Raw genomic sequence first — 21,422 nt, 5'->3', positions numbered from 1 at the left:
TCACGCTACTCCGAGCTCAGCGACGCAGCTCGATCTGCACGTTCTCGATCGGTGGAGGAACCTCAGGTGCCGGGCGCAATGGTGGGGATCGAGTCCAGCAGGCGCCGGGTGTAGGCGACCTGCGGCTCGAGCAGCACACGTTCGGTCGGGCCCTCTTCCACGACGCGCCCATCCTTCATGACAATGACCGTGTCGCAGACGTTCTGGACGACACCGATGTCGTGGGAGACCAGCAGCAGGGCCATGCCCTGCTCGTCGCGCAGCTTCTTCAGCAGCGCCAAGATCTGCGCGCGCACCGTGACGTCGAGCGCGGAGAGCGGCTCGTCGCCCACGAGCAGGCGCGGCCGGTGCACGATCGCACGGGCGAGTGCGATGCGCTGGCGCTGACCCCCCGAGAATTCGTGCGGGAAGCGCTCGGCCATCGCGGGGTCGAGACCGACGAGATCGAGCACCTCGCGTACCCGCGCGCGGCGGTCGCCCTCGATGCCGAGGGCCCACAGCGGCTCGCCGACGATCCGGCCGACGCTCATGCGCGGATCGAGCGAGGAGTACGGATCCTGGAACACGATGCCGGTGCCCCGCCGCAACCAGTGCAGTTCGCGGGCGGACGCCGTGGCATCCACGTCCTGACCCTCGAACGACACGGAGCCGGAGGTGGGGGTGTCGAGCGCGAGCAGCAGGCGCACGAGGGTGGACTTACCCGACCCCGACTCGCCGATGATGCCGACGGACTCACCCGCGCGCACATCGATGTCGGCGTCCTCGAGTGCGGTCGTCATGCGCCGCGGGTCGAACAGGGTGCGGCGAGGGAGGGCGTGGCGCCGGGTCAGGCCGCGCCCGGTGAGCAGCATGTCGCGGTTCATGTCGCATCCTCCGCGTCGTGGGATTCCGCCTCGAGTTGATCCGCCGAGCGCCAGAGCGTCGCGGTGGCATCGCGCAGCAGCCCCTGAGTGACGGGTGAGCGCGGTGCCGTGAGGAGCTCGCGGACGGGCGCCGATTCGACGACGCGCCCATGCTCGAGCACGATTCCGTACGTGGCGATCTGCGAGAGCACCGCCAGGTCGTGCGTGATGAACACCAGCGACATCCCGTCCTCGTTGACGAGCGTGTGCAGCAGCCGCAGGATCTCGGCCTGGATCGTCACATCGAGCGCGGTCGTAGGCTCGTCCGCGATCAGCAGCCGCGGGCGGCACGCGAGCGCCATCGCGATCGCCACGCGTTGCAACTGACCCCCGGAGAGCTGGTGGGGGTAACGCGGCAACAGCTGCGGGGGATCGGGCAGCCGCACACGTTCCGCCTCGGTCAGGGCGCGCTGCCATGCCTCGCGCTTCGACGCCCGTTCGTGGATGCGGATCGACTCCGCGATCTGGCGCCCGACCGTGCGGATCGGGTTGAGCGCCGCGCGCGGCTCCTGGAAGACGATGCCGATGTCGTCGCCGCGGAGGGCGGCGAGTTCGCGATCCGACATCCCGATCAGCTCGCGGTCGTCCCAGACGATACTGCCGGATGCCTCGGCCCCCTCAGGGAGCAGCCCCAGGATTGCGAGCGCGGTCAGCGATTTGCCCGACCCGGATTCGCCGATCAGCCCGAGTCGGGTGCCATCGGGAACGTCGAACGAGATCCCGTCGACGACACGATTACCATCGATCTCGATCACGAGGTCACGCACCACGAGGCTCACGAGATGACCTCGGGAGTGTGCGTGCGGGCGCGGCGTGCTGACGGGCCAGCTTCGCGCAGGGTCGGGTCCGTGGCCTCGCGGATGGCGTCGCCCAGCAGGTTGAGAGCGAGCACCGTGATCGTGATCACGAGCCCTGGCCAGAGCACCGAGAGGGGATACACCGTCAGGAATCCCTGCAGATCTGCCAGCAGCCGGCCCCATGAGGGTTCGGTGACCGAGGCGCCGAAGCCGAGGTACGACAGTCCCGCCTCGGCGAGCACGGCGACCGCCATCGACCACGACAGCTGCACGATGAAGACAGGCGCGACGTTCGGGAGCAGGTGACGGCCGAGGTTCTGCAGGGGCGTCAACCCCGAGGCCTTGCCCGCCATGACGAAGTCGCTGCGCAGCACCCGTCGCAACTCCGGTCGCATGACGCGGGCGATGTTGACGCCGAACCCGATGCCCACGGCCCACACCACGACCCAGAGCGAGCCGCCCCAGACGGCGGAGATCATCATCGCGATCAGGAGGACGGGGAAGGCGATGAGGATGTCGACCAGCACCGCGACAGTCTCTCGAACCCAGCGGGCCGTGAGCGCGCCGAGCGCCGCGAGCAGCACGCCGAAGACGGTGGCCACGATGCCCGCCCCGACGGCGACGAACACCGTCGTTCGGGCGCCTGCCATGATCATGCTCAGCATGTCGCGACCCGTGTTGTCGGTACCGAGCAGGTGCGGCCAACCGGGAGGCGCCCAGCGGTCGGTGATCGCGACTCGTTGCGGGTCGAACGGGGTCCAGACGAGCGAGACCGCCGCTGCGAGCACGACGAGCCCGACGACGATCAGGCCGAACCGGCCCGTCGACTGCCGCCACAGGCGACCCAGGGCGCTGCCACGACGCCGCCGTGCGGGTGCCGGCTGGTTCACGACTTCGCCGCTCATTGCGCCTCCCGCTGCCGCGGGTCGAGCGCGCGGTGGACGAGATCGACGACGAACCCGAGTACGAGCACGAACCCGGTCAGGACGAGCAACTCGCCCTGCACCTTGGGCAGATCGCGTGCCCCGACATCCGCCACCAGCATCCGTCCGATCCCGGGCAGAGCGAAGAGCTCTTCGATGATGACCGAGCCCACGATGATGCCGGCAACCTGTAGTGCGAGCACGGTGATGACGGACAGGCCGACGCTCGGCAGGCCGTGGCGCAGAAGGGCCTGGGTGCGCGTGAGGCCTTTGGCTGCCGCGGTCCGCACGAAGTCCTGACCTGCGGCCTGCATCGTGGCGCTCCGGACGAACCGCAGCAGCAACGCACCCTCGACGATGCCGATCGTCAGCGCGGGGAGCAGCAGCGACCGAATGGCGGCGCCGGGGTTGCCCCACCCTTCGCGCGGGAAGCCCTGGGCGGGCAGCCATCCGAGCCATACCGCGAACACCACGACCAGCATCATGCCCGCCCAGACGACCGGCACCGCGGCCAGCGCCTGCGAGCCGACGTTGATCGCCGTCCCGCCCGCTCGGTTTCTGCGGACGGCCGAGAGCACACCGAGCGGCAGGCTGAACAGCAGGGCGATGAGGAGCGACATCAGCCCGAGAGGCACCGTGACATCGGCCTTTTGCGCGAGCTCCGTGGCCACGGGCGCCCCGGTGATCAGCGAGGTGCCGAGGTCGCCGCGCAGCAGTCCGCCGATCCACTCGAGGTACTGCGTGACGACGGGTTGGTCGAGATTCAGGCGTTCGCGGATGGCCGCAACCTGCTCGGGCGTGCCTTGCGCGCCCGCGATCAACTGCGCGACGTCACCCGGCAGCACCCGAAGGGTTGCGAAGATGAGCACGCTGGCGACCAGCAACCCCGCAATGAGCAGGAGCAGCCGTGTCAGCGCGTATCGGATCAATCGGAGCTCTTACCCAGCCCCGCGACATTGAGACGCTCGTTGACGTTGGTCGACGGCATGCCCGACACGTTCATGCCGACAGCGACGACGGATGCCCCGTTGTACAGCCAGTCGGCGGCCATGTCTTCCGACACCAGGCGCGCTGCCTGACGCAGCAGGTCGGCAGCAGTCTCTTCGTCGAGCGAGGCGACGGATGCGGCGTACAGCCGCTGCACCTCGGGGTTGTCGTAGGTGAAGTAGTACTCCGGGTTCGCCCAGTTCTCGAAGTCGCGAGCCTCTGTGTGCAGCACGAAGCTCAGGTCGTAGTCCTGGTTGACATAGACATCCTGCAACCACGTCGCGAAGTCGACCGAATCGACCGTGAGGGTGATGCCGACGTCGGCGAGCTGCGACACGAGAACCTGCGCGATCGTCGTGGAGTAGAACGACGGGATCGTCAGCGTCAGCTCGAGGTCTTCCTCGCCCGCCTCGGCAAGCAGTTCTCGTGCCGCTTCGGGGTCGAACGGGGCGACATCCGAGAGGTCTTCGTAGCCCGGGTCGAGCTCAGGGATCGGACCGTACAGGGTCTCCCCACCACCCAACGCTTCGATGATCGCGTCGTGGTCGATCGCGCGGCGGATCGCCTCGCGCACGCGGATGTCGTCGAGCGGCTCCGCACGGGAGTTGAACGCGAGGGTGCCCTTGTCCGTCGAGGGGCCCGTGACGACGTCGAAGTCGCCGTTCGCCTCGATCTGCTCCTCGAAGTTGGGGTCGAACCCGGTGACGACGTCCACCTCGCCGGCAAGGGCCGCGTTGAGTGCTGCGTTGCCGTCCGGAATGTAGTCGAAGACGACTTCGGCAGCTGCGGCCGGCTCGCCCCAGTAACCGTCGTAGCGGGCGAGGGTGATGCTGTCGCCCTGTCGCCAGTTTGCGAGGGTGAACGGACCCGTGCCGTTCTCGGCGGTGTTGAGGTCGGTGGCATCGCCCTCCTTGAACACCAGACCGGCGCGCCCCGTGAGCGTCCAGAGCAGGGTCGAGTCGGGCGCGGCGAGCGTGAGGACCACGTTCTGGCCGTCGGCCGTGATCGACGTGATGCCGGCCAGGCGTCCCGAGTCCACGAACGCGGGGTTGTCGCGGGCCGTGGTCAGCGAGCTCACGACATCCTGCGGCGTGAGGGGTTCGCCGTTGTGGAAGGTGACGCCTTCTCGCACCGTGAAGCTGTAGGTCAGGCCGTCCTCGGACACCGTGTAGTCGCTGGCGAGCGAGGGGACGATCTCTTGCTCGGGCGTGCGGGCGATCAGGCCCTGGTAGACGTTGTCGACGAGAACCTGATCGAGCGCGGCGCCGGACGTCTCGCGGATGTTGAGGTTGCTCGGCTCGAGCACCAGGCGCACCGTGACGGTAGCGCTCGGGTCGGCCTCGGCCGCGGGTGTCGATGGGTCGGGCTCGGCGCCGCCGGAGCAGGCGGAGAGGACGAGAGCTGCGGCCGCGAGCGTTGCGGCGGCGAGCAGTGCGGGACGGCGGAACATGTGGGAGGTCCTTTCGCAGGTACCGCGGCGTCGGATTGCTGTGCGAGCGCCGCGGCTGGAAAAATCTCAGGGTGCGTCATTGCTGCGATCACCCAGCCTAGAGCGCTCAGCCCGGTGCATCCGACTCGACGCCTATCTGTAACGTCACACGCGCGTCATACGTTCCCGAGGTGCGCAGTCTGCTCAGTCGGCGATCCGATCGCGCACGAGGTTCGCAAGTTCTACGGGGATGTTCTCTTGGACGTTGTGACCCGCTTCCACCTCGACCACGGATGCGTGGGGCAGGCGCCGCTCGAACTCCTCGAGGTTCGCCGGAGTCACGTAACCCTGCGTTCCCCGGATGAGCATCAGGGGTGCGCGAACCGCCGCGAGGTCGTCCCAGCCGCGGCCGCCCAGCACCGGCTCGTGTGCGGGTGCGCCGGCGCCCGGTGCGGGGGCCTCGGATGAGGCGGGCGCGAGTGCTGTCGCGGCCAGGCGAGCCATGTGGTGCTTCCACTCGACGCGGCCGTCCGGGCGCACACGGGTGTTCAGGTAGACACCGCGCTCGGTGGCCCGACGATCCCCGCCGAGACCGAAGGCCATGGCCCGCTCGACGAGTTCGTCGCGGGTGGCGTAGTCGGTCGGACCGGAGAAGAATTCACGAAGCACCGCGGGACCCTCGCCGGGGTCGATCCCGGGAGTGACGTCGACGATGACGAGCGATTCCACGAACGCCGGATGCGCCGCACCCACGGCCGCCGCGACGATACCGCCGAGAGATTGACCGACGAGCAGCTGAGGGGCATCCGTCCATGCCTCCAGGGCGGCAGCGATGTCGGGTGCGATCGTTCGCGGGCGGTAGTCGGCGTCGTCGCGCCAGGACGAGTCGCCGTGCCCGGGCAGGTCGATCGCGAGCGCGGGAATGCCGAGCGCCAGGATCGTCGTGTCCCACGTGTGGGCATTCAGGCCGGCGCCGTGCAGGAACGTCACCCTCGGGCTCTCGGATCCCCAGCGCAGCGCGCTCAGGCTGCGTCCGTCCTCGAGCCGGATCGTGAGGCGCTCATGGGCCGTCTCGGGCTTCGTGATTCCCGCGGCCTGGGCCTGCTCGGCGACGAACGAGAACTCGTCGAAAGTGTCACTCATCGGGGAGGGTCCTCTACGGCTCGGAAGCACGGTCGTGCCCATTCTGCCGCTGTTTCGCCGCGGTGCGCCGAATTCGCGGTACCGGGTATCGTGGGGCGGCGCGCGGATAGAATGAGCTCATGACTCAGCCGCGGGTGCACCTCTCCCGCGCGGAGCCCACCGCTTTCCACACTCTCGATGCGTTCTCGAAGGCTGTCGGCCTCATCGCTCGCGAGAACGGCATCGACGAGCGTCTGCGCGAGATCGTGCTGCTGCACATCTCGCAGTTGAACGGGTGTGCCTACTGTGCCCGCATCCACGTGGCACGGCTGATCCAGGCTGGTGGGACGGCGGACCTCGTCGCTCAGCTGCCGACGTGGGAAGAGTCGGGGGTGTTCTCGGAGCGGGACAGAGCGGCTCTCGAACTCGCGGAGGCCTTCACGTTCATCCACGAGGGCGGCATCTCGGACGAGGTCTACGATCGCGTCGGAGGCGTCCTTTCGGAGAAGGAGTACACCGCCATCAGCTGGTTGAGCGTCTCGATCAACGCGTTCAACCGTGTGGCGATCGCGGGTCGGTACCCCGTGCCACCGCTCGAGACGGATGCGGCGAGCACGGCGTGAGTGATGCATCCCTCATTCCCGGAGTGCTGAACTTCCGGGACACCGGTGGTCTGCCCGCCGACGGCGGGGTGACGCGGCACGGCGTCCTGTTCCGCTCCGGCAACCTCGCCGCCGTCGCCGATCCGGGGCGTACCGCTCTCGGCACCCTCGGTCTGCGGCGTGTGGTCGATCTCCGTGCGGACGAAGAGGTCGAGCGCTCGCCGAGTCTCGGGACCGAGGGCGCAGAGACCGTGCGCGTGCCGCTTTTCCACGGTTCGGTCGGGTCTTTCTTCGCGCAGGACATGGATCTGGATGCGATGTACGGGCAGATGATCGATGCCTCGGCCGCGCGGGTCGTCGAGGTCGTCCGCGCAATCGTCGAAGATCAGCCGGTGTTGGTGCACTGCACGGTCGGCAAAGACCGGACCGGCGTGACCGTCGCGCTCACCCTGCTTGCCGCGGGTGTCGATCGCGACGCCGTCATCGCCGACTACGCGCGCACCGAGACGCTGCTGCCGGAGAAGCGCAACCGTGAGGTCGTCGAGCGGATCCGCGCCGTGCATCCCGAGGCCGTCAACATCGAGCAGCTCGCGACGCGTTCGCCGGCGCCGGTCATGCAGCGACTTCTGGATCGATTGGGCGAGCGATACGGGTCGCCGGTCGGATTCCTCGAGGCCCACGGACTCGCGGACGACGAGATCGCCGAGCTGCGTCGCGTGCTGGTCGCCTCGTCCTGATCGCCTCGTCCTGATCGCCTCGTGCTGGTCGCCTCGTCCTGATCGCCATTTCGATCGTTGAGCGGGGGAACGACGCGATGAGTCGAAACGTGCGTGCGTGCGTGCGTGCGTTCGTCTCGGTGCTCTCGGTGTTCTCGGTGTTCTCGGTGTTCTCGATGTTCTCGCTGAACGGGCGGGACGTGGGTCAGAAGGGGATGGGTTCGAGTGGGTCGAATTCGAGGTTGTCGTATTCGATGTCGTCGGGGTCGAGTTCGTCTGGCACGCGCGTCATCGTCTCGGGTGCCCATGGTTCGGGTAGTTCGTGTTCGGGGTCGGGTGCGAATTCGATGGTGCTGATGGGTTTGTCGAGGTAGATGCGTCCGGTGGGGCTGGTCCATTCGAGGACGCCGCCGGGGAGTTGTTTGACGGTCCAGGCAGTGTTGTGTTTGAGCATGTGGTGTCTCTCGCAGAGCAGTGCGAGGTTGTATTCGCAGGTGACGCCGCCGTGGGCGTGGTCGAGGGTGTGGTCGACATCGCAGCGTTTGGCGGGCATGCGGCATCCGGGGAATCGGCAGTGTTGGTCGCGGATGGTGAGGTGTCTGCGTTGTTGTTCGCTGGGCCGGTATCGGTCGACGGCGAGGACTTGGCCGGAGATGGGGTGGGTGAGGATCCGGTCCCATCCGGGTGCTCCGGCGGTGAGCATGCACGCGGTTTGCGGGTCGACGGGGGAGTGTCCGACGAGGAATGCGGTTTCGTAGGGGTCGGTGATGCGTTTTTCGATCAAGCTCATCACCGGGACGGTGATCTGCACGCTCGCGCGGATCGCACCGAGGTCGGTGGGTCCGCCGTCGTGCGCGGTGGGCGCGGCCGTGAGGAGCAGATCGCCGAGGATGTCGGCACGGATCTGATCGGTCGTGCGGGAGTCATCCGCTTCGCCCTCGCGCTCCTTATCGCTGAGGCGCGCGTCGATGACGGATCGTGCCATCTCGCTGAGCCGGTCGTGCACGCCGTGTGCGACGACGGCGGGCAGAAGCGCCCGAAGCTCGGCCATCCCATCGTCCAGGTCGGTGACCCACACGGCGCGGTCTTCGAGGGCGCGGCGGTGGCGTTGCTCGAACGTGGTGTCGGCGTACCATTCAGCCCGCCGCTTGAGCCTGTCAAGTTGTTTGTGTAAGCGGGCATCGGTGGGTGGTCAGAGGTAGGGGTTGATTCGGTCGGGGAACGCGATCGCGAGCTGCGAGAGCGCCTTCTTCCAGTTCGTGGTGACGGCGCCTTCGACCAGCCGCGGTGGGGCTTTGCGTTCGTTCGAGGGCTTGCCGCGTTCCTTCGCCCGCTCGAGGGCTCGCTTGTCTTCGATGTTGCAGATCGCGAGCCAGAGCAGCTTGACGACTGCCGCGTCGTTCGGGAAGTGACCCCGGTTCTTGGTCACTTTCCGCAGCTGGAAGTTCAGCGACTCGATCGCGTTCGTCGTATAGACCACCCGCCTGACTTCGGGCGGGAACCCCAGGAACGGGGTGAACCGCTCCCACGCGTTCTCGAACGCGGCGACCGTGTGCGGATTGCCCTGACCCAGATCGGAGGCCGCGAACGCCTCCAGCGCTGCCCTCGCCGCGTCCGCGTCGGGGGCTTGATAGATCAGCTTCAACGCGGCGGCGACGGCTTTGCGTTGCCCGTAGGAGACGAACCGCATTGACGCTCGGATCAGATGAACGACGCAGGTCTGCACGAGCGATTCAGGCCAGGTCGCCTCGATCGCTTCTGGGAAGCCGGTGAGCCCATCGCAGCAGACGATGAGCACGTCGCGGACGCCGCGATTGGCGAGCTCGGCGCAGACGGAGGCCCAGAACTTCGCGCCCTCGGCTTGCTGCACCCAAATGCCCAGGACGTGCTTGACGCCTTCCATATCGACGCCGACCGCGATGTGAGCGGCCTTGTTGCGCACGTGTCCGCCGTCGCGGACTTTCACCACGATCGCGTCCAAGTAGATGACCGGGTAGAACGCTTCCAGCGGCCGAGACTGCCAGGCAAGGACCTCGTCGGAGATCTCGTCGACGATCTTGGAGATCGTCTCGCGACTGATCTCGGTGCCGATCGTCGACGCCAAGTGGTGTTCGATATCGCGCACCGTCATTCCGCCGGCATAGAGCGACACGATCATCTCGTCCAACCCGCCGAGGCGACGCTGGCCGACCGGCACCAGCCTCGGGATGAACGTCCCGTTCCGGTCCCGCGGGATCGAGAGTTCGACATCGCCAGCGACCGTCGAGACCGTCTTCGGGAACGAACCATTGCGGGAGTTGTCATGCAGCGGCGCCTCGGGATCACCACGCTCGTAACCGACATGTTCGGTCAGCTCAGCGCCCAGACCACGCTCGAGACCCGTCTTGATCAACTGCTGGATCAACCCGTCCCTGCCATCGAGCTGCACCTCGCCAGCATCAATCTTCGCGAACAGATCATCCAGCACCCCCGACTCACGCAGCCGTCTGGAGCCTTCCTCCTGCCGTCGCCGTCGCTCCGCTCGAGCTTCTTTGTCGATCATGGTCATCAGTGTCGTCCTTCCATAAGAAGCAGACACCCCTTACACAAACGATCTGACACCCTCCGCCCCTCGCGAAGCGGCGGGCGGAATGGTACGCCGATACGACGTTCGAGCAACGCCACCGCCGCGCCGTCGAAGACCGCGCCGTGTGGGTGACCGATGTCGACGATGGGATGGCCGAGCTCCGGGCACTCCTGCCCGCCGTCGTCGCGCACGGCGTCCACGACCGACTCAGCGAGATGGCACGATCCGTGATCGATGCGCGCCTCAGCGATAAGGAGCGCGAGGGCGAAGCGGATGACTCCCGCACGACCGATCAGGTCCGTGCCGACATTCTCGGCGATCTGCTCCTCACCGCCGCGCCCACCGCGCACGACGGCGGACCCACCGACCTCGCTGCGATCCGCGCGAGCGTCCAGATCACCGTCCCGGTCATGTCGCTGATCGAGAAGCGCATCACCGATCCGTATGAGACCGCTTTCTTGGTCGGCCACTCCCCCGTCGACCCGCAAACCGCGTGCATGCTCACCGCCGGAGCACCCGGATGGGACCGGATCCTCACCCACCCCATCTCCGGCCAAGTCCTCGCCGTCGACCGATACCGACCCAGCGAACAACAACGCAGACACCTCACCATCCGCGACCAACACTGCCGATTCCCCGGATGCCGCATGCCCGCCAAACGCTGCGATGTTGACCACACCCTCGACCACGCCCACGGCGGCGTCACCTGCGAATACAACCTCGCACTGCTCTGCGAGAGACACCACATGCTCAAACACAACACCGCCTGGACCGTCCGACAGCTCCCCGGCGGGATCCTCGAATGGACCAGCCCCACCGGACGCATCTACATCGACAAACCCATCAGCACCATCGAATTCGCACCCGACCCCGAACACGAAATACCCGAACCCTGGGCACCCGAGACAATGACGCGCGTGCCCGAAGAACTCGAACCCGACGACATCGAATACGAGAACCTCGACTTCGACCCCCTCGAACCCATCCCCTTCTGAGCACGCACGCACGGTCGCTGAGCTCGTCGAAGCGACCACCTGCGCAACACGGTGGCTGAGCTCGTCGAAGCCACCACCCGCGCTCCACGGTCGCTGAGCTCGCCGAGCGGAACCCGCGTACGATCAAGCCCGCAGCTCGCCCCCTCGCTACCCTCGAACCCATGGACCCCGATTGGATCGAGCACCGTCGCTCCGACGACGGCGAACGCGTGGGATGGATGAAGCCCGCCGGCGACGGCTTCGTCGCGATCGACCTGCTGGGCCGCCCGCGCACCGACTCCGTCGACTGGATTCACGCCGAAGAGACCCTCGACGCACTCGGTATCGGATACCTCGCCGACCCCTATGAGCTCCGGCTCGAGAGCGGCGACTGGCTGCGCGTCCGGATCGCCGAGGTCTCCACCTCCGGTATCCGGGTGAAGAAGGATGACTGGGGAGACATGACCGCCCCGCAGACCTCCTACGCGGTGCCCTTCCCTGCTCCCGAGGACCTGCTTCGCCCGCTGGATCTCGCATGAGACTGCGGCCGCTTCCTGCGTCCGCCGGGTGGAGCCATCGAGGCGCGCGAGCAGGCTACGAGGTCGCGTTCTTCACAGACGTCCCATCCGGACACAGGCTGCGAGGGCGGACCACCGCAACGGAGGCGACAGCATCGTGGTCCGTCGGGTACGACGTGACGGTGGACCGTTCCTGGCGAACTCTGACCGTGCACGCCACCAACGAAACGGTCTCGGGAAAACGGGTGATCACACTGACTCGCAACGGCGCCGACGCATGGACCGTCGACGGCGATCCTCGCCCGGATCTCACGGGTTGCGTCGACATCGACTTCGAGTCCTCGGCGGTCACCAACACCCTGCCCCTGCACCGGCTCGAATTCGTGGTCGGCACAGCCGTCGATGTCCCGGCAGCCTATGTGCGAGCCTCCGACCTGCGCGTCGAGCGTCTGGAGCAGCGCTATACGCTCCGCGAGACCACCCCTGACTTCTCGACGTTCCACTACGAGTCGTCGACGTTCGGCTTCGAATGCGACCTCCGCTACGACGCCGCCGGGCTCGTGCTGGAGTACCCCGGCATAGCCACAAGAGAGGTGTAGCGCGGGAGCGGACCAAGGCCGTGAGCTGAGCTGATGGACTGCTAGCGACGAACGGGCTCGGCCTGGTGTGATGGACGCGACAAAAGCCAGCAGGGCAGGTGAGGAGTCCAGCCATGAGCACGATCGACGCCTTCCGCCGCGCGGGCATCTCGCACGTCCTCGCCCCCGGCGACGCCGGCTACGCGAACGCCGTGGCGGGCTTCGACCTGGGTGTCGAGGTCGCGCCGGCGGTGGTCGTGGATGCGCAGACGCACAAGGATGTTGCCTCGGCAGTCGATGTCGCCGCCGAACAGGGCACGCGGCTCACCGCGCTGGGCTCCGGCCACGGCCGCCTCGAGCCGCTCACCGAGGGCGCCGCGATCAGCCTGCGCCCTCTCGACACGGTCGAGGTGGATGCCGCGGCCCGCACGGTCCGCATCGGTGCCGGATGCTCGTGGGCGCCCGTCGTCGCGGCCGCCACAGCGCACGGGCTCGCCGCGCCGTGCGGATCGGCGCCGTCCGTGGGCGTCGCCGGCTACCTGCTGGGCGGGGGCATCGGCCCGCTCGCCCGCTCGTTCGGCTACAGCTCCGACCACGTGCGCTCGTTCGAGGTCGTGACCGCCGCGGACGGGCCGATCACCGTGTCGCGCGACGCGCACCCCGACCTGTTCTGGGCCCTGCGCGGCGGCAAGGTCGGGTTCGGCGTGGTCACGGCCGTGACGGTCGCGCTACTGCCGTACGCCGAGATCGTGGGCGGTGGCGTGTACTTCGGTGCGGATGCGGCATCCGATGTCCTGGGCGCATACGCCGGCTGGGCGCCCGCGCTGCCCGACTCGACGACGACCTCGGTCGCGCTGCTGCGCTTTCCCGACTCCCCCGCGCTGCCGCCTGCACTCAGCGGCAAGCACGTCGCGTACATACGTTTCGCGAGCCTCGACACGCTCGACGCCGCCCAGGCGCAGCTCGCTCCCCTGCGCGCCGTCGCGACGCCCCTGCTCGACACCGTCGGCGTGCTGCCCTACGCGCAGGTGGGGTCGATCCACGCCGACCCGACCGCGCCCATGCCCGTCGCCAACGGCACCGCGTCGCTTGAGACCCTCGAGCAGGCGACCGTCGACGCCCTGCTCGCCGCGGGCGGGCTCGACGTCGATCTGCCCCTGTCCGCCGTCGAGATCCGGACGATCGGCGGGGCGACGCTGCACGCGACCCAACCGGATGCCGTCGGTGGCCGCTCCACACAGCACCTGCTGAACGTCTATGCCGCGCCGGTGCCCACGCTCACCGAAGAGGTCCGGCTGTCCGCCGCTCGCTCGGTGCTCGACGCGACCGCGCCCTGGCACGCGCCCACGCCGCTGGTGAACTTCGTGGGACGTGCGAACGCTCCGGATGCCTTCGCCAACACGTGGAGCGCCGACCAACGCACCCGGCTCGACGAGGTGCGGGCCGCGCACGATCCGGGTGGGGTGTTCGCCCGGCGGTGAATAGGCCGGCGCGAAGCGAACCAGGAACAACACTCTCCTTTATTCCGCCTAGCGGACTAAAATGGAATAGTGCCAGTCGTTATTCCGCCCGCTAGCCCGTCATGGCCCGCTCACACGACCGAGCGACGCGAATGGCGACAGTCGGTGCGCGCGGGCAGCCGCGAAGACCGGATGCTTCGGCACGTCGACACGTCGGTCCCTCCGCGGATCGCCGAGCTGACGTATACCCCGGCGCAGGACGTCGCGGCGCTCATCGAGCGAGCCGTGGTGGAGATCGTGTCGACCGACAGCGACGCCCGGGGCAACTCCCGCGCGCTTGGCCGGTTCCTGCTCCGCACCGAGTCCGCCGCCTCGTCGAAGATCGAGCACGTATCGGCGAGCGTCGACGACTACGCCCGCGCGCTGGCGGGCAGCCGCGCGAACGCGAGCGCCACGAGCATGGTGGCCGCGTCCGCTGCGCTGCTACGCATGGTGGAACGAGCGGGCGAGAACGGGAGTATCGGGCTCGACGATCTCCTATCCGCTCACCAGGACCTCATGGCGAGCGACGCGACCGAAGCGCACTACGCGGGCAGGTTTCGCGACATGCAGAACTGGATCGGAGGAAGCGACCACAGTCCCCGCGGCGCGCTGTTCGTCCCTCCACCTCCCGAGCTCGTACCCGAACTGGTCGAAGACCTGCTCGGGTGGGTGTCACGAGACGACATACCGACCCTTATTCAAGCCGCGATCGCGCACGCCCAGTTCGAGTCCATCCACCCGTTCACCGACGGCAATGGCCGCATCGGCAGGGCCCTCATCAGCGCGGTCCTTCGGCGCCGCGGCGTCGCACGCAACATCGTCATCCCGCTGGCGAGCGGACTGCTCGCCGTGCGCGACGAGTACTTCTCCGCACTCACCGCCTACCGCGTCGGCCAGGTCGCAGCGATCACACAGATCATCGCGCGTTCGGCGCGGATCGCGGCGATCGAAAGCCGCGCTTCGATGAACGAGTTCAATGCACTGCCGGGAGAGTGGAAGCGGCTCCTGCCCGGGCGGGCGAGTCCCGTCGCCGAGCGAATCCTCGACGGCTTCCTCGACAACCCGGTGATGAGCGCGGAAGAGATCGTCGCCGCATCCGGCTCAGCGACCGCCGCCTCGTACAGCGCGATCGATCGATTGACCGATGCCGGCATTATCACCGAGATCACCGGCCGCAAGCGCGACCGGGTCTGGGCCGCGCCGGACGCACTGGGCGAGCTGGAAGAGCTGGATCGGCGCATCCAGGCGGCGATGATGAAGGATGCCTCCGGTCGCTAAGCCTGTCGAAGCGAGCAGCCGGTTTCTACTCGGGCCGCTCCGGACGCGAGGCCACGGCATCCGCGATCTGCGCAGTTCCGAGCAAGAACACGGCCGCGCCGGCGAACATCACCAACCACAGGGCGGGGTTCCAGCCGCTGATACCGGTTTCGTCCGCGATGATCGCGTGCCGGTAGAACGCGACGACGCCGGCCGCGACGGTCACCAGCCCAAACGCGATCACGCCGATCGCCAGCCATAACCTCATTGTCATCCCCCTCGTTTGCCAGAAGAGTATCGGGCGGTCAGCTCACCAGCTCGGAACGCAGCAGCGGAAAGCCGTCGCGCACCGTGCGCCAGAGGATGGCGTGGTCGATGCGGTCATAGTGATGTGCGACGAAGTCGCGGTTGCGCGCCGCCTGCCGGAACACCGCGCTCGCGAAGCGCTCGGGTGCCGCCGCGACAAGACGCTTCGCGAGCTCGCCGACACGGTTCGACAACGCCTCAAACGCGAGCGGCAGGGCCGGGTCCCGCGAGTACGCCTCTTCGCCTCGGGCCACCAGCTCGGCCGCCTGGTCGAGGGTGGAGATCAGGTCGGCGATCCAGCGCTCGACCCGGTCCTCGTCCCTCACAGCGCCACGCTCTCCCGCAGGATCTCGGAGTCACTGTCGGCATCCAGAGCCGCGATCGGCGTCACCGAGACTTTCGTCCCGAGCAACAGTTCGAGGTCGATCTCGAACTGTGCGACGTCGAAGAGCGTGGAGCCCTCCAGAGGAGTCACAAGCAGGTCGACGTCGCTCGCCCCCGTCTGCTCGCCCCGCGCGACCGAACCGTACACCCGCACGTCGGCGAGGTTCGCTGCGGTCGCGAGCTTGGCGATGATCGGCGCGAGGGAACGCAACGTGTCGAGAGAGACGCCGGATGGCTCGGCCGCCAGTCGCTCGAACGCGGCGAAGGGCATCAGCACGGCCTCGGGCTTGCGATGCGAACCGATCACGACAGCGCCCGTGGCGGGGTCGGCACGAAACGCCCGCAGCGTCCGCGAGAGCCCGTTGCGCGCTTCGGCTACCGGTACGACGTTCGACATACTCCACCTCCAGACGATGTACATATTTTTGCACATATTCTGCTCATCGCGAGCGAGCCGTGCGGTAGCTCCTCCCTCCGTCTCTCAGCGTCTCGGACAGTTTTCGCGACCATGTCAAGGCCGTGCGCATCGTCCGGGGCCCCACTACCGTGGCCGACGCAGCGACGGGTTGGCCGTTCGCCGACGGAGCGATCAGGGAGGCACGCATGAGTGACGACAAGGCTCGGATCTCGCTCGCCGGCTCGGTCTCGCTCGGAACCGGCGTCATGATCGGCGCGGGCATCTTCGCGCTCGTCGGCCAGGTCGCCGGCCTCGCGGGCGACTGGTTCCCCCTCGCCTTCCTGCTGGGTGCGATCGTCGCGGGCGCGAGCGCCTACTCCTACATCCGATACTCCAGCGTCAACCCCAGTTCGGGTGGCATCGCGATGCTGCTGAAGGATGCCTACGGCCCGGGTGTGATCGCCGGCTCCTTCTCGCTCTTCATGTACGTGTCGATGGTCGTCGCCGAGAGCCTGCTCGCGCGCACGTTCGGCACCTACCTACTCCGGTCGTTCGGGCTGCAGGACTCGGTCGTGCTCGTGCCGCTGCTCGGCGTGATCGTGATCGCCGCCGCCGCGATCGTGAATCTGCTCGGCAACCGGCTGGTCGAGGCATCCGCCACCACCACGGCCGTGGCGAAGATCCTGGGCATCGCAGTGCTCGCCATCGCCGGAATCGTCGGCACGGCCGTCGCGGGCGACGGACTCTTCGCCCATGCCTCGGGCGATGCACCCGACGTGTTCGGGCTCTTGGCGGGAACAACCCTGTGCGTGCTGGCCTACAAGGGCTTCACCACGATCACCAATCAGGGCGACGACATCCGCGACCCGAAGAAGAACATCGCCCGCTCGATCGTGATCTCGCTCGCGATCTGCGCCGCGCTGTACCTGCTCATCACGATCTCCGTCGCGTCGAGCATCGGCGCGGAGGGCGCAGCCGACGCCCGCGACTACGCGCTCGCGCAGGCGGCCGAGCCGCTGTTCGGTTCGTGGGGTGTGGGCATCACGGTGGCGATCGCGGTGGTCGCGACCGTCTCGGGGCTGCTGGCGAGCCTCTACTCGGTGTCTCGGCTCTACGCGATGCTGCAAGTCATGCGCCAGGCGCCCGCGCTGCCCGCGAAGGTGCACCACCAGCCGCTCATCATCACGGCGGGCCTCGCGATCGTCACGACCGCGTTCCTCGACCTCACGCAGATCGCCTCGATGGGTGCCCTGCTGTACCTCACGATGGACATCGCCGTGCAGTGGGGCGTCATCCGGCATCTGCGCGAGAAGATCCACGCGGTGCGCTGGTTGCCGGTGCTCACGATCGTGCTCGACCTCGCGATCCTGATCCCCTTCACGATCCTGAAGATTCAAGATGACCCGCTCACGGTCGTCGTCGCTGCCTCGGTGGCCGCGGCGATCTTCATCGGCCAGGTGGTTGCTGTGAAGGCGCGGGAGCGCTCGGCGTGATGCGCTCGGCCTGACGCGCCCCGATCGGAGCCCACAAGTCTTCGGTGACGGATGCTTCGCAGCAAGCCCACTCGCCGAAGGGCGCCGAGACCGAGCGTGGGAACAGACCCAACTGACCGATCCTGCGCAGCACGCGCCGCGGAGCACACGCACGACGCGGCCGCGGTCACTCCTCCGACGAAGCGCACCAGGCCTGTATGAGGGAAGCGCCGCGAGCGAGGTCGTTGGACGAGGAGTTGCTCGCGTAGAGGGTCCGTCGAGAGCCGTCGCGCAAGGTCAGCCGGACAGTTTCCATCACCGTCCGGTTCATCAGCGTGCTCAGGACGAATTCGGCGAGTCCGGTGACCGCGCCAACGCGAGCTCCAACGACCTCCTCCTTCGCGAACCGGCGCGAGACAAAGTACCCACGAGCGATCAGGTGGGTGTCCGTCACTTCGACGCCGAGCCATGACCCACGAAGAACCACCCAGGTCGCCGTCAGCGCGAACGCGTTGAGAAGAATGCCGAAGGGCAGCCCGACCAGCAGGTTCGGCTCGACGCCCGGGGTCCCTCCGAGCGCCGTCACAATCGTGAAGGGTGCCAGGGCCGCAAGGACCCCGATCAAGGGGATGGCGGCGAAGTGCCACGTCCGCCACCACCGAGCCAAGGGCCATACGAGACCCCTGATCGGGCGTTGCGAAGGCCGCGCCAGCACGGCACTCGGCGGCGTGAGTATCAGGATGACCGCGAGCACCCACGCACCGATGACGACGAGTGCGACCACCATGTCTGCGCCGAAGGGATACTCTCCCCCGCCGACACCCCACACGAGAATGGCGCGCACCAGAAACCACGCCCCTCCGACCATTCCGACCACCGCGACCACCGGCGAAAGACGGAAAAGAATCCGGTATTGATCAGGTGGGAGCAGACCCCCGCGGCGGTGGGGCCGCGCTCTGCTCGTCACGACTCGAGCTTAGGGGCGCCACAGCATGGACCAGCGGATGCCCGCTAGGTGCTTCAACTCGCTCCGCTCCCATCTAGACGAGAGCACACCGCTTCGCGCTAGCCGACCTCGTTCGACTTCACGATCGCCGTGAAGCGCTGAAGGAGCGAGCGCAACTGGGCGACGTCGTGCTCCGAAAGCTCCCGCAGCAGCGCCCGGTTCGACTCCGCCGCGGCCGTGTTGATCTCGGCGAGGGTCTCCCGACCGGCCGGGGTCAGCTCGATGAGCGGTGAGGTCTTGTGGTCGGGGTTTGGCACCAACTCGACCAAGCCCTCACGCGCGAGGTCATTCGTCAAGCGCAGGGTGTGCTGACGACTCACGCCCAGGCGCCGGGCGATCTGCGGCACGGTGAGTGATCCGGCGCCGATCGTCCACAGCGTCTGCCACCGAGCCTGCGTCTGCCCGGCTCGCGCGGCGATTCCTTCACCGAGCCGCCGCCCGGCTCCGGCCGCCTCGAAGAGTTCCGAGTACAGCCGCTCCACGTCGGTTTCGTCCGTCATAGCGATGACCTTACCCACTCGGCACGCGTGTCGCATCCTGACTCTTCATTCATGTCTTGACTCATAGGTGTCATGTGGACATACTGATGTCAATCCCCGCACAGACGACCGGGGAGTCCACCGAGCTGAAGGAGAAAACCCATGAGCGAACTCATCGACACAGTGACCGCCGCGACCGCATATGGTGCGGCCGTCCGCCCGAAGGTCGGCGGATTCCCCTACCTCGCCGAGGCCATGCGCCAGGCCGGCATCACCCGCAACTACTTCGATGTGCCGTCGATGTCGATGGTGTTCGTCACCGCCGAGGGTGCCGTGCTGCGACCCGGAGCGCTGCTGCACACCGAGCCGGTGGTCGTTCCGCCCTTCGACGAGGCCGCTCTGATATCCGCGCTTCGGGCCGACCAGCGAGGCGAGACCACGTTCCCGCAGTTCGTCGAGGCCAGCTTCAACGCCGGCGTCATCCGCTACGAGGTCGACACCGCCGAGCGCACCTGCACATACTACGGATGCTTCGGCGAGACGTACGTCGAGCAGTACGACGCCGTCGAGCTCCCCGCCGCGTTACCCGCCGCGTAAACACCAAACAGCCACAGAGGAGAGATAGAAATGGAAACGACCGAATCGACCCGAACCGTCCAGACCCCGCGATCCCGCAGGGGGTCTGTCATCGGGGGCCTGCTGCCCTTCATCGGGGTCATCCTGTTCATCGGCGCCACGATCCTCCAGTTCGCCGGCGGCGTCGAGGATGACGGGGGCCCGACCTTCCTCGCCAACGCGATCGTCTACCTCATCGGGTGGGCGGGTGTCGGCGCCGGCATCTCGCACATTTTCTTCGGCCGACGGATCTCACAGACCATCGGCTTCGACAAGAGCCCCTACGAGCTCGAGGTCGGCTTCGCCGATCTCGCCATGGGCATCGTCGCGCTCCTCGCGAGCGGCTACGGTCCCGACTTCGCGCTCGCCGTGATCTTGAGCAACGCGATCTTCCGGATCGGCTGCGGCATCGGTCACATTCGCGCCATGATCAGGGACCGCAACTTCGCCATCAACAACACCGCGATCTTGTTCATCGACTTCGCGGTGCCGGCGTTCCTTGTCGCCACCTACTACTCCGTGTGGGCGTAGACGGGATGACGCGTCGACCACACACGACGACACCGGATGCCGCCGCGCGCGCAGTGGCGTCCGGCGTCGTGCCGTCGCGGGCGAGTCCGTCCCTCGCGGTTCGCCTCCCGGCCCCTGCGGGGAAATGTCGCCCTGCTCAGTCCTACTGCAGCGGATGCGACCGGCGTCGACGCTCCTCGTCGGCCTTCAGGATGCCGTTCTTCACGGCCGTGCGGATGATCAGGTAGAACACCCACAGCGTGAGCGCGAGCATCCCGAGGTACAACACGATCGCGATGAGGAATCCGACGATTCCGAAGCCCGCGGCCCAGCCTGTGTAGTCGTTCTCCATGCGTCTCCCTCTCGATCCTGCGTTGAGGCTATCGAGCACGATGAGTCGACATGCCGTCGGCACACCGGGCGGCAGATGACCGGGGGCGGCGAACTCGGCTGTGCGGCACCCGGCGTCGCACTACTACTCGCAGGCGAGTCCGTCCCCGTCGCCGTCGCCGTTGTTGCCGGTGCCGAACGCGAACCAGTCATAGATCGCGGTCTGCGCGGGGTCGTCGCGGTTAAACGGCCCGGTCGGATGCCCGACCTCGTTGCGCGAGAGCTTCGTGCACGACGAGTACGTCTGCCACCAGCTGTCACCCAGCGGCGGAGCGGGAGCCACCCCGCCCTGGCACGCGGACGTGACCACGTTGCGGTCCGCACCCAGCACGGCGGTCTGAGCCGCGCGGTATTCGACCTCGAGCGGATGCGCCGGGTAGCCGTCGCTCGAGTCGTATCGCGCCACGGCGTTGCCCGCGTCGATCTGCACGCGCCCCAGATCGGTGCCATCGGCCGTCGCGACGCTGCGCAGCAACCGGCCGTAGTCGTCCCGATCGTTCTGCGCGGCGGGCAACGAGAGCACCAGCGGATCGCCGACGGAGACCAGACGACCAAGAGCGGCGGATGCCTCGTCGTAGCCGCATTCACCACGTTCGGGAGTGTCGATGCCGATGATGCGCACCGTTCCCGCGCTGGTCTCGATCGTGTCGCCGTCGATCACCGCGGCGAACGTGACGGCGTCGGCCATCGCAGGCGCCGGCGGAGAGGCGGGTACCGGGGCGGGCGGAGTCGGGGCTGGGGTGCAGGCAGCGAGCACCAGCGCGAAAGCAGACATAACCACGCCCACGGCGAGGCTACTGATTGACTGCCCCGGAGCAGGCCGGCATTCCACATTCCCACTCTTGCATAGCAAATCGAGCAACCAAGGACCGCACAGCTCCGGGACTGCTGCACGAATAGGTGACAGGTTGTAGTCACGCCGCCAGTGCGGCGGTCGTGTTCATGATGGTCTCGAACTCGATGGGCGTCAAACGGCCCAGGCGGAGTTGG

General features: G+C 67.6%; 23 protein-coding genes and 2 pseudogenes. 10 read left to right on the top strand and 15 right to left on the bottom strand.

The genetic code is table 11. The features are described 5' to 3' along the window. Positions 1-62 precede the first annotated feature (62 nt). From ACIQ0W_RS11795 to ACIQ0W_RS11770, 6 genes are all read right to left on the bottom strand, one after another. A complete protein-coding gene (locus ACIQ0W_RS11795; protein WP_396642938.1) occupies positions 63-863 on the bottom strand; it encodes an ABC transporter ATP-binding protein in 801 nt (266 codons plus the stop codon). Further along, complete coding sequence (locus ACIQ0W_RS11790) at positions 860-1,681, bottom strand: ABC transporter ATP-binding protein (protein WP_396642937.1); 822 nt, start codon at positions 1,679-1,681, stop codon at positions 860-862. Before ACIQ0W_RS11790 ends, ACIQ0W_RS11795 begins: the two co-directional genes overlap by 4 nt. Further along, positions 1,678-2,604: an ABC transporter permease gene (locus ACIQ0W_RS11785; RefSeq protein ID WP_396642936.1), complete on the bottom strand. Its 927-nt coding sequence runs from the start codon at positions 2,602-2,604 to the stop codon at positions 1,678-1,680. Before ACIQ0W_RS11785 ends, ACIQ0W_RS11790 begins: the two co-directional genes overlap by 4 nt. Continuing rightward, the gene (locus ACIQ0W_RS11780) at positions 2,601-3,551 is read right to left on the bottom strand and encodes an ABC transporter permease (RefSeq protein ID WP_396642935.1); all 951 of its coding nucleotides are present in this window, start codon (positions 3,549-3,551) and stop codon (positions 2,601-2,603) included. Before ACIQ0W_RS11780 ends, ACIQ0W_RS11785 begins: the two co-directional genes overlap by 4 nt. After that, on the bottom strand, positions 3,548-5,059 hold the full coding sequence (locus ACIQ0W_RS11775; RefSeq protein ID WP_396642934.1) for an ABC transporter substrate-binding protein: 1,512 nt from the start codon (positions 5,057-5,059) through the stop codon (positions 3,548-3,550). The genes ACIQ0W_RS11780 and ACIQ0W_RS11775 overlap by 4 nt, the downstream gene beginning before the upstream one ends. A gap of 183 nt (positions 5,060-5,242) precedes the next feature. Next, on the bottom strand, positions 5,243-6,181 hold the full coding sequence (locus ACIQ0W_RS11770) for an alpha/beta fold hydrolase (RefSeq protein WP_396642932.1): 939 nt from the start codon (positions 6,179-6,181) through the stop codon (positions 5,243-5,245). A 119-nt stretch (positions 6,182-6,300) separates the two neighbouring features. On the opposite strand from ACIQ0W_RS11770, the gene ACIQ0W_RS11765 reads away from it, so the two are divergent. Together ACIQ0W_RS11765 and ACIQ0W_RS11760 are read left to right on the top strand one after the other, a co-directional pair. After that, complete coding sequence (locus ACIQ0W_RS11765) at positions 6,301-6,783, top strand: carboxymuconolactone decarboxylase family protein (protein ID WP_396642930.1); 483 nt, start codon at positions 6,301-6,303, stop codon at positions 6,781-6,783. Continuing rightward, complete coding sequence (locus tag ACIQ0W_RS11760) at positions 6,780-7,499, top strand: tyrosine-protein phosphatase (RefSeq protein WP_396642929.1); 720 nt, start codon at positions 6,780-6,782, stop codon at positions 7,497-7,499. Before ACIQ0W_RS11765 ends, ACIQ0W_RS11760 begins: the two co-directional genes overlap by 4 nt. 184 nt (positions 7,500-7,683) lie before the next feature. On the opposite strand, the pseudogene ACIQ0W_RS11755 reads toward ACIQ0W_RS11760, so the two are convergent. Next, positions 7,684-8,649 (bottom strand): annotated as a pseudogene (locus tag ACIQ0W_RS11755) (DUF222 domain-containing protein); the annotation flags it as partial. A gap of 21 nt (positions 8,650-8,670) precedes the next feature. Further along, on the bottom strand, positions 8,671-10,020 hold the full coding sequence (locus ACIQ0W_RS11750) for an IS256 family transposase (RefSeq protein WP_100813506.1): 1,350 nt from the start codon (positions 10,018-10,020) through the stop codon (positions 8,671-8,673). A 122-nt stretch (positions 10,021-10,142) separates the two neighbouring features. Here ACIQ0W_RS11750 and ACIQ0W_RS11745 point away from each other — a divergent pair. From ACIQ0W_RS11745 to ACIQ0W_RS11725, 5 genes and pseudogenes are all read left to right on the top strand, one after another. Next, a pseudogene (locus tag ACIQ0W_RS11745) lies at positions 10,143-11,039 on the top strand (DUF222 domain-containing protein); the annotation flags it as partial. A gap of 161 nt (positions 11,040-11,200) precedes the next feature. Continuing rightward, positions 11,201-11,557, top strand: a complete 357-nt coding sequence (locus tag ACIQ0W_RS11740) for a hypothetical protein (protein WP_396642928.1) — start codon at positions 11,201-11,203, stop codon at positions 11,555-11,557. Continuing rightward, entirely contained in the window at positions 11,554-12,135 is a 582-nt protein-coding gene (locus tag ACIQ0W_RS11735) for a putative glycolipid-binding domain-containing protein (RefSeq protein WP_396642927.1), read from the top strand. The genes ACIQ0W_RS11740 and ACIQ0W_RS11735 overlap by 4 nt, the downstream gene beginning before the upstream one ends. Before the next feature lie 113 nt (positions 12,136-12,248). Then, on the top strand, positions 12,249-13,595 hold the full coding sequence (locus ACIQ0W_RS11730; protein WP_396642926.1) for an FAD-binding oxidoreductase: 1,347 nt from the start codon (positions 12,249-12,251) through the stop codon (positions 13,593-13,595). Between the two features lie 171 nt (positions 13,596-13,766). Then, positions 13,767-14,894, top strand: a complete 1,128-nt coding sequence (locus tag ACIQ0W_RS11725) for a Fic family protein (protein WP_396642925.1) — start codon at positions 13,767-13,769, stop codon at positions 14,892-14,894. 25 nt (positions 14,895-14,919) lie between these two features. Here the strand turns inward: ACIQ0W_RS11725 and ACIQ0W_RS11720 are convergent, their stop codons facing one another. The 3 genes from ACIQ0W_RS11720 to ACIQ0W_RS11710 are packed head-to-tail and all read right to left on the bottom strand — an operon-like array spanning position 14,920 to position 15,960. Continuing rightward, on the bottom strand, positions 14,920-15,141 hold the full coding sequence (locus ACIQ0W_RS11720; protein WP_396642924.1) for a hypothetical protein: 222 nt from the start codon (positions 15,139-15,141) through the stop codon (positions 14,920-14,922). 37 nt (positions 15,142-15,178) lie between these two features. Then, positions 15,179-15,505 (bottom strand): DUF86 domain-containing protein, encoded by a 327-nt coding sequence (locus ACIQ0W_RS11715; RefSeq protein ID WP_396642923.1) that lies wholly within the window; start codon positions 15,503-15,505, stop codon positions 15,179-15,181. Then, positions 15,502-15,960, bottom strand: a complete 459-nt coding sequence (locus tag ACIQ0W_RS11710; RefSeq protein ID WP_396642922.1) for a nucleotidyltransferase domain-containing protein — start codon at positions 15,958-15,960, stop codon at positions 15,502-15,504. Before ACIQ0W_RS11710 ends, ACIQ0W_RS11715 begins: the two co-directional genes overlap by 4 nt. 206 nt (positions 15,961-16,166) lie before the next feature. Between ACIQ0W_RS11710 and ACIQ0W_RS11705 the strand changes: the two genes are divergently transcribed. Beyond that, a complete protein-coding gene (locus ACIQ0W_RS11705) occupies positions 16,167-17,453 on the top strand; it encodes an APC family permease (RefSeq protein ID WP_396642921.1) in 1,287 nt (428 codons plus the stop codon). Positions 17,454-17,619: 166 nt separating this feature from the next. On the opposite strand, the gene ACIQ0W_RS11700 is transcribed toward ACIQ0W_RS11705, so the two are convergent. Together ACIQ0W_RS11700 and ACIQ0W_RS11695 are read right to left on the bottom strand one after the other, a co-directional pair. Beyond that, positions 17,620-18,276, bottom strand: a complete 657-nt coding sequence (locus ACIQ0W_RS11700) for a hypothetical protein (protein ID WP_396642920.1) — start codon at positions 18,274-18,276, stop codon at positions 17,620-17,622. 221 nt (positions 18,277-18,497) lie between these two features. Next, positions 18,498-18,938, bottom strand: a complete 441-nt coding sequence (locus ACIQ0W_RS11695) for a MarR family winged helix-turn-helix transcriptional regulator (protein ID WP_396642919.1) — start codon at positions 18,936-18,938, stop codon at positions 18,498-18,500. A 141-nt stretch (positions 18,939-19,079) separates the two neighbouring features. Here ACIQ0W_RS11695 and ACIQ0W_RS11690 point away from each other — a divergent pair, with 141 nt between their 5' ends. Both ACIQ0W_RS11690 and ACIQ0W_RS11685 read left to right on the top strand, forming a co-directional pair. Then, on the top strand, positions 19,080-19,514 hold the full coding sequence (locus tag ACIQ0W_RS11690; RefSeq protein ID WP_396642918.1) for a DUF1398 family protein: 435 nt from the start codon (positions 19,080-19,082) through the stop codon (positions 19,512-19,514). A 30-nt stretch (positions 19,515-19,544) separates the two neighbouring features. Next, a complete protein-coding gene (locus ACIQ0W_RS11685) occupies positions 19,545-20,063 on the top strand; it encodes a DUF6790 family protein (protein WP_396642917.1) in 519 nt (172 codons plus the stop codon). A 142-nt stretch (positions 20,064-20,205) separates the two neighbouring features. On the opposite strand, the gene ACIQ0W_RS11680 is transcribed toward ACIQ0W_RS11685, so the two are convergent. Continuing rightward, positions 20,206-20,394: a hypothetical protein gene (locus tag ACIQ0W_RS11680; protein ID WP_396642916.1), complete on the bottom strand. Its 189-nt coding sequence runs from the start codon at positions 20,392-20,394 to the stop codon at positions 20,206-20,208. A gap of 123 nt (positions 20,395-20,517) precedes the next feature. Beyond that, positions 20,518-21,120 carry a thermonuclease family protein gene (locus ACIQ0W_RS11675; RefSeq protein ID WP_396642915.1) on the bottom strand — a complete coding sequence of 201 codons (603 nt, stop codon included), beginning with the start codon at positions 21,118-21,120 and terminating at the stop codon, positions 20,518-20,520. Between the last annotated feature and the right edge of the window lie 302 nt (positions 21,121-21,422).

It is taken from the genome of Microbacterium sp., assembly GCF_044340635.1.
GTDB lineage: Bacteria > Actinomycetota > Actinomycetes > Actinomycetales > Microbacteriaceae > Microbacterium.
Note: the sequence above shows the minus strand (reverse complement) of the source record. Positions and strands in the feature narration are given on the sequence as shown.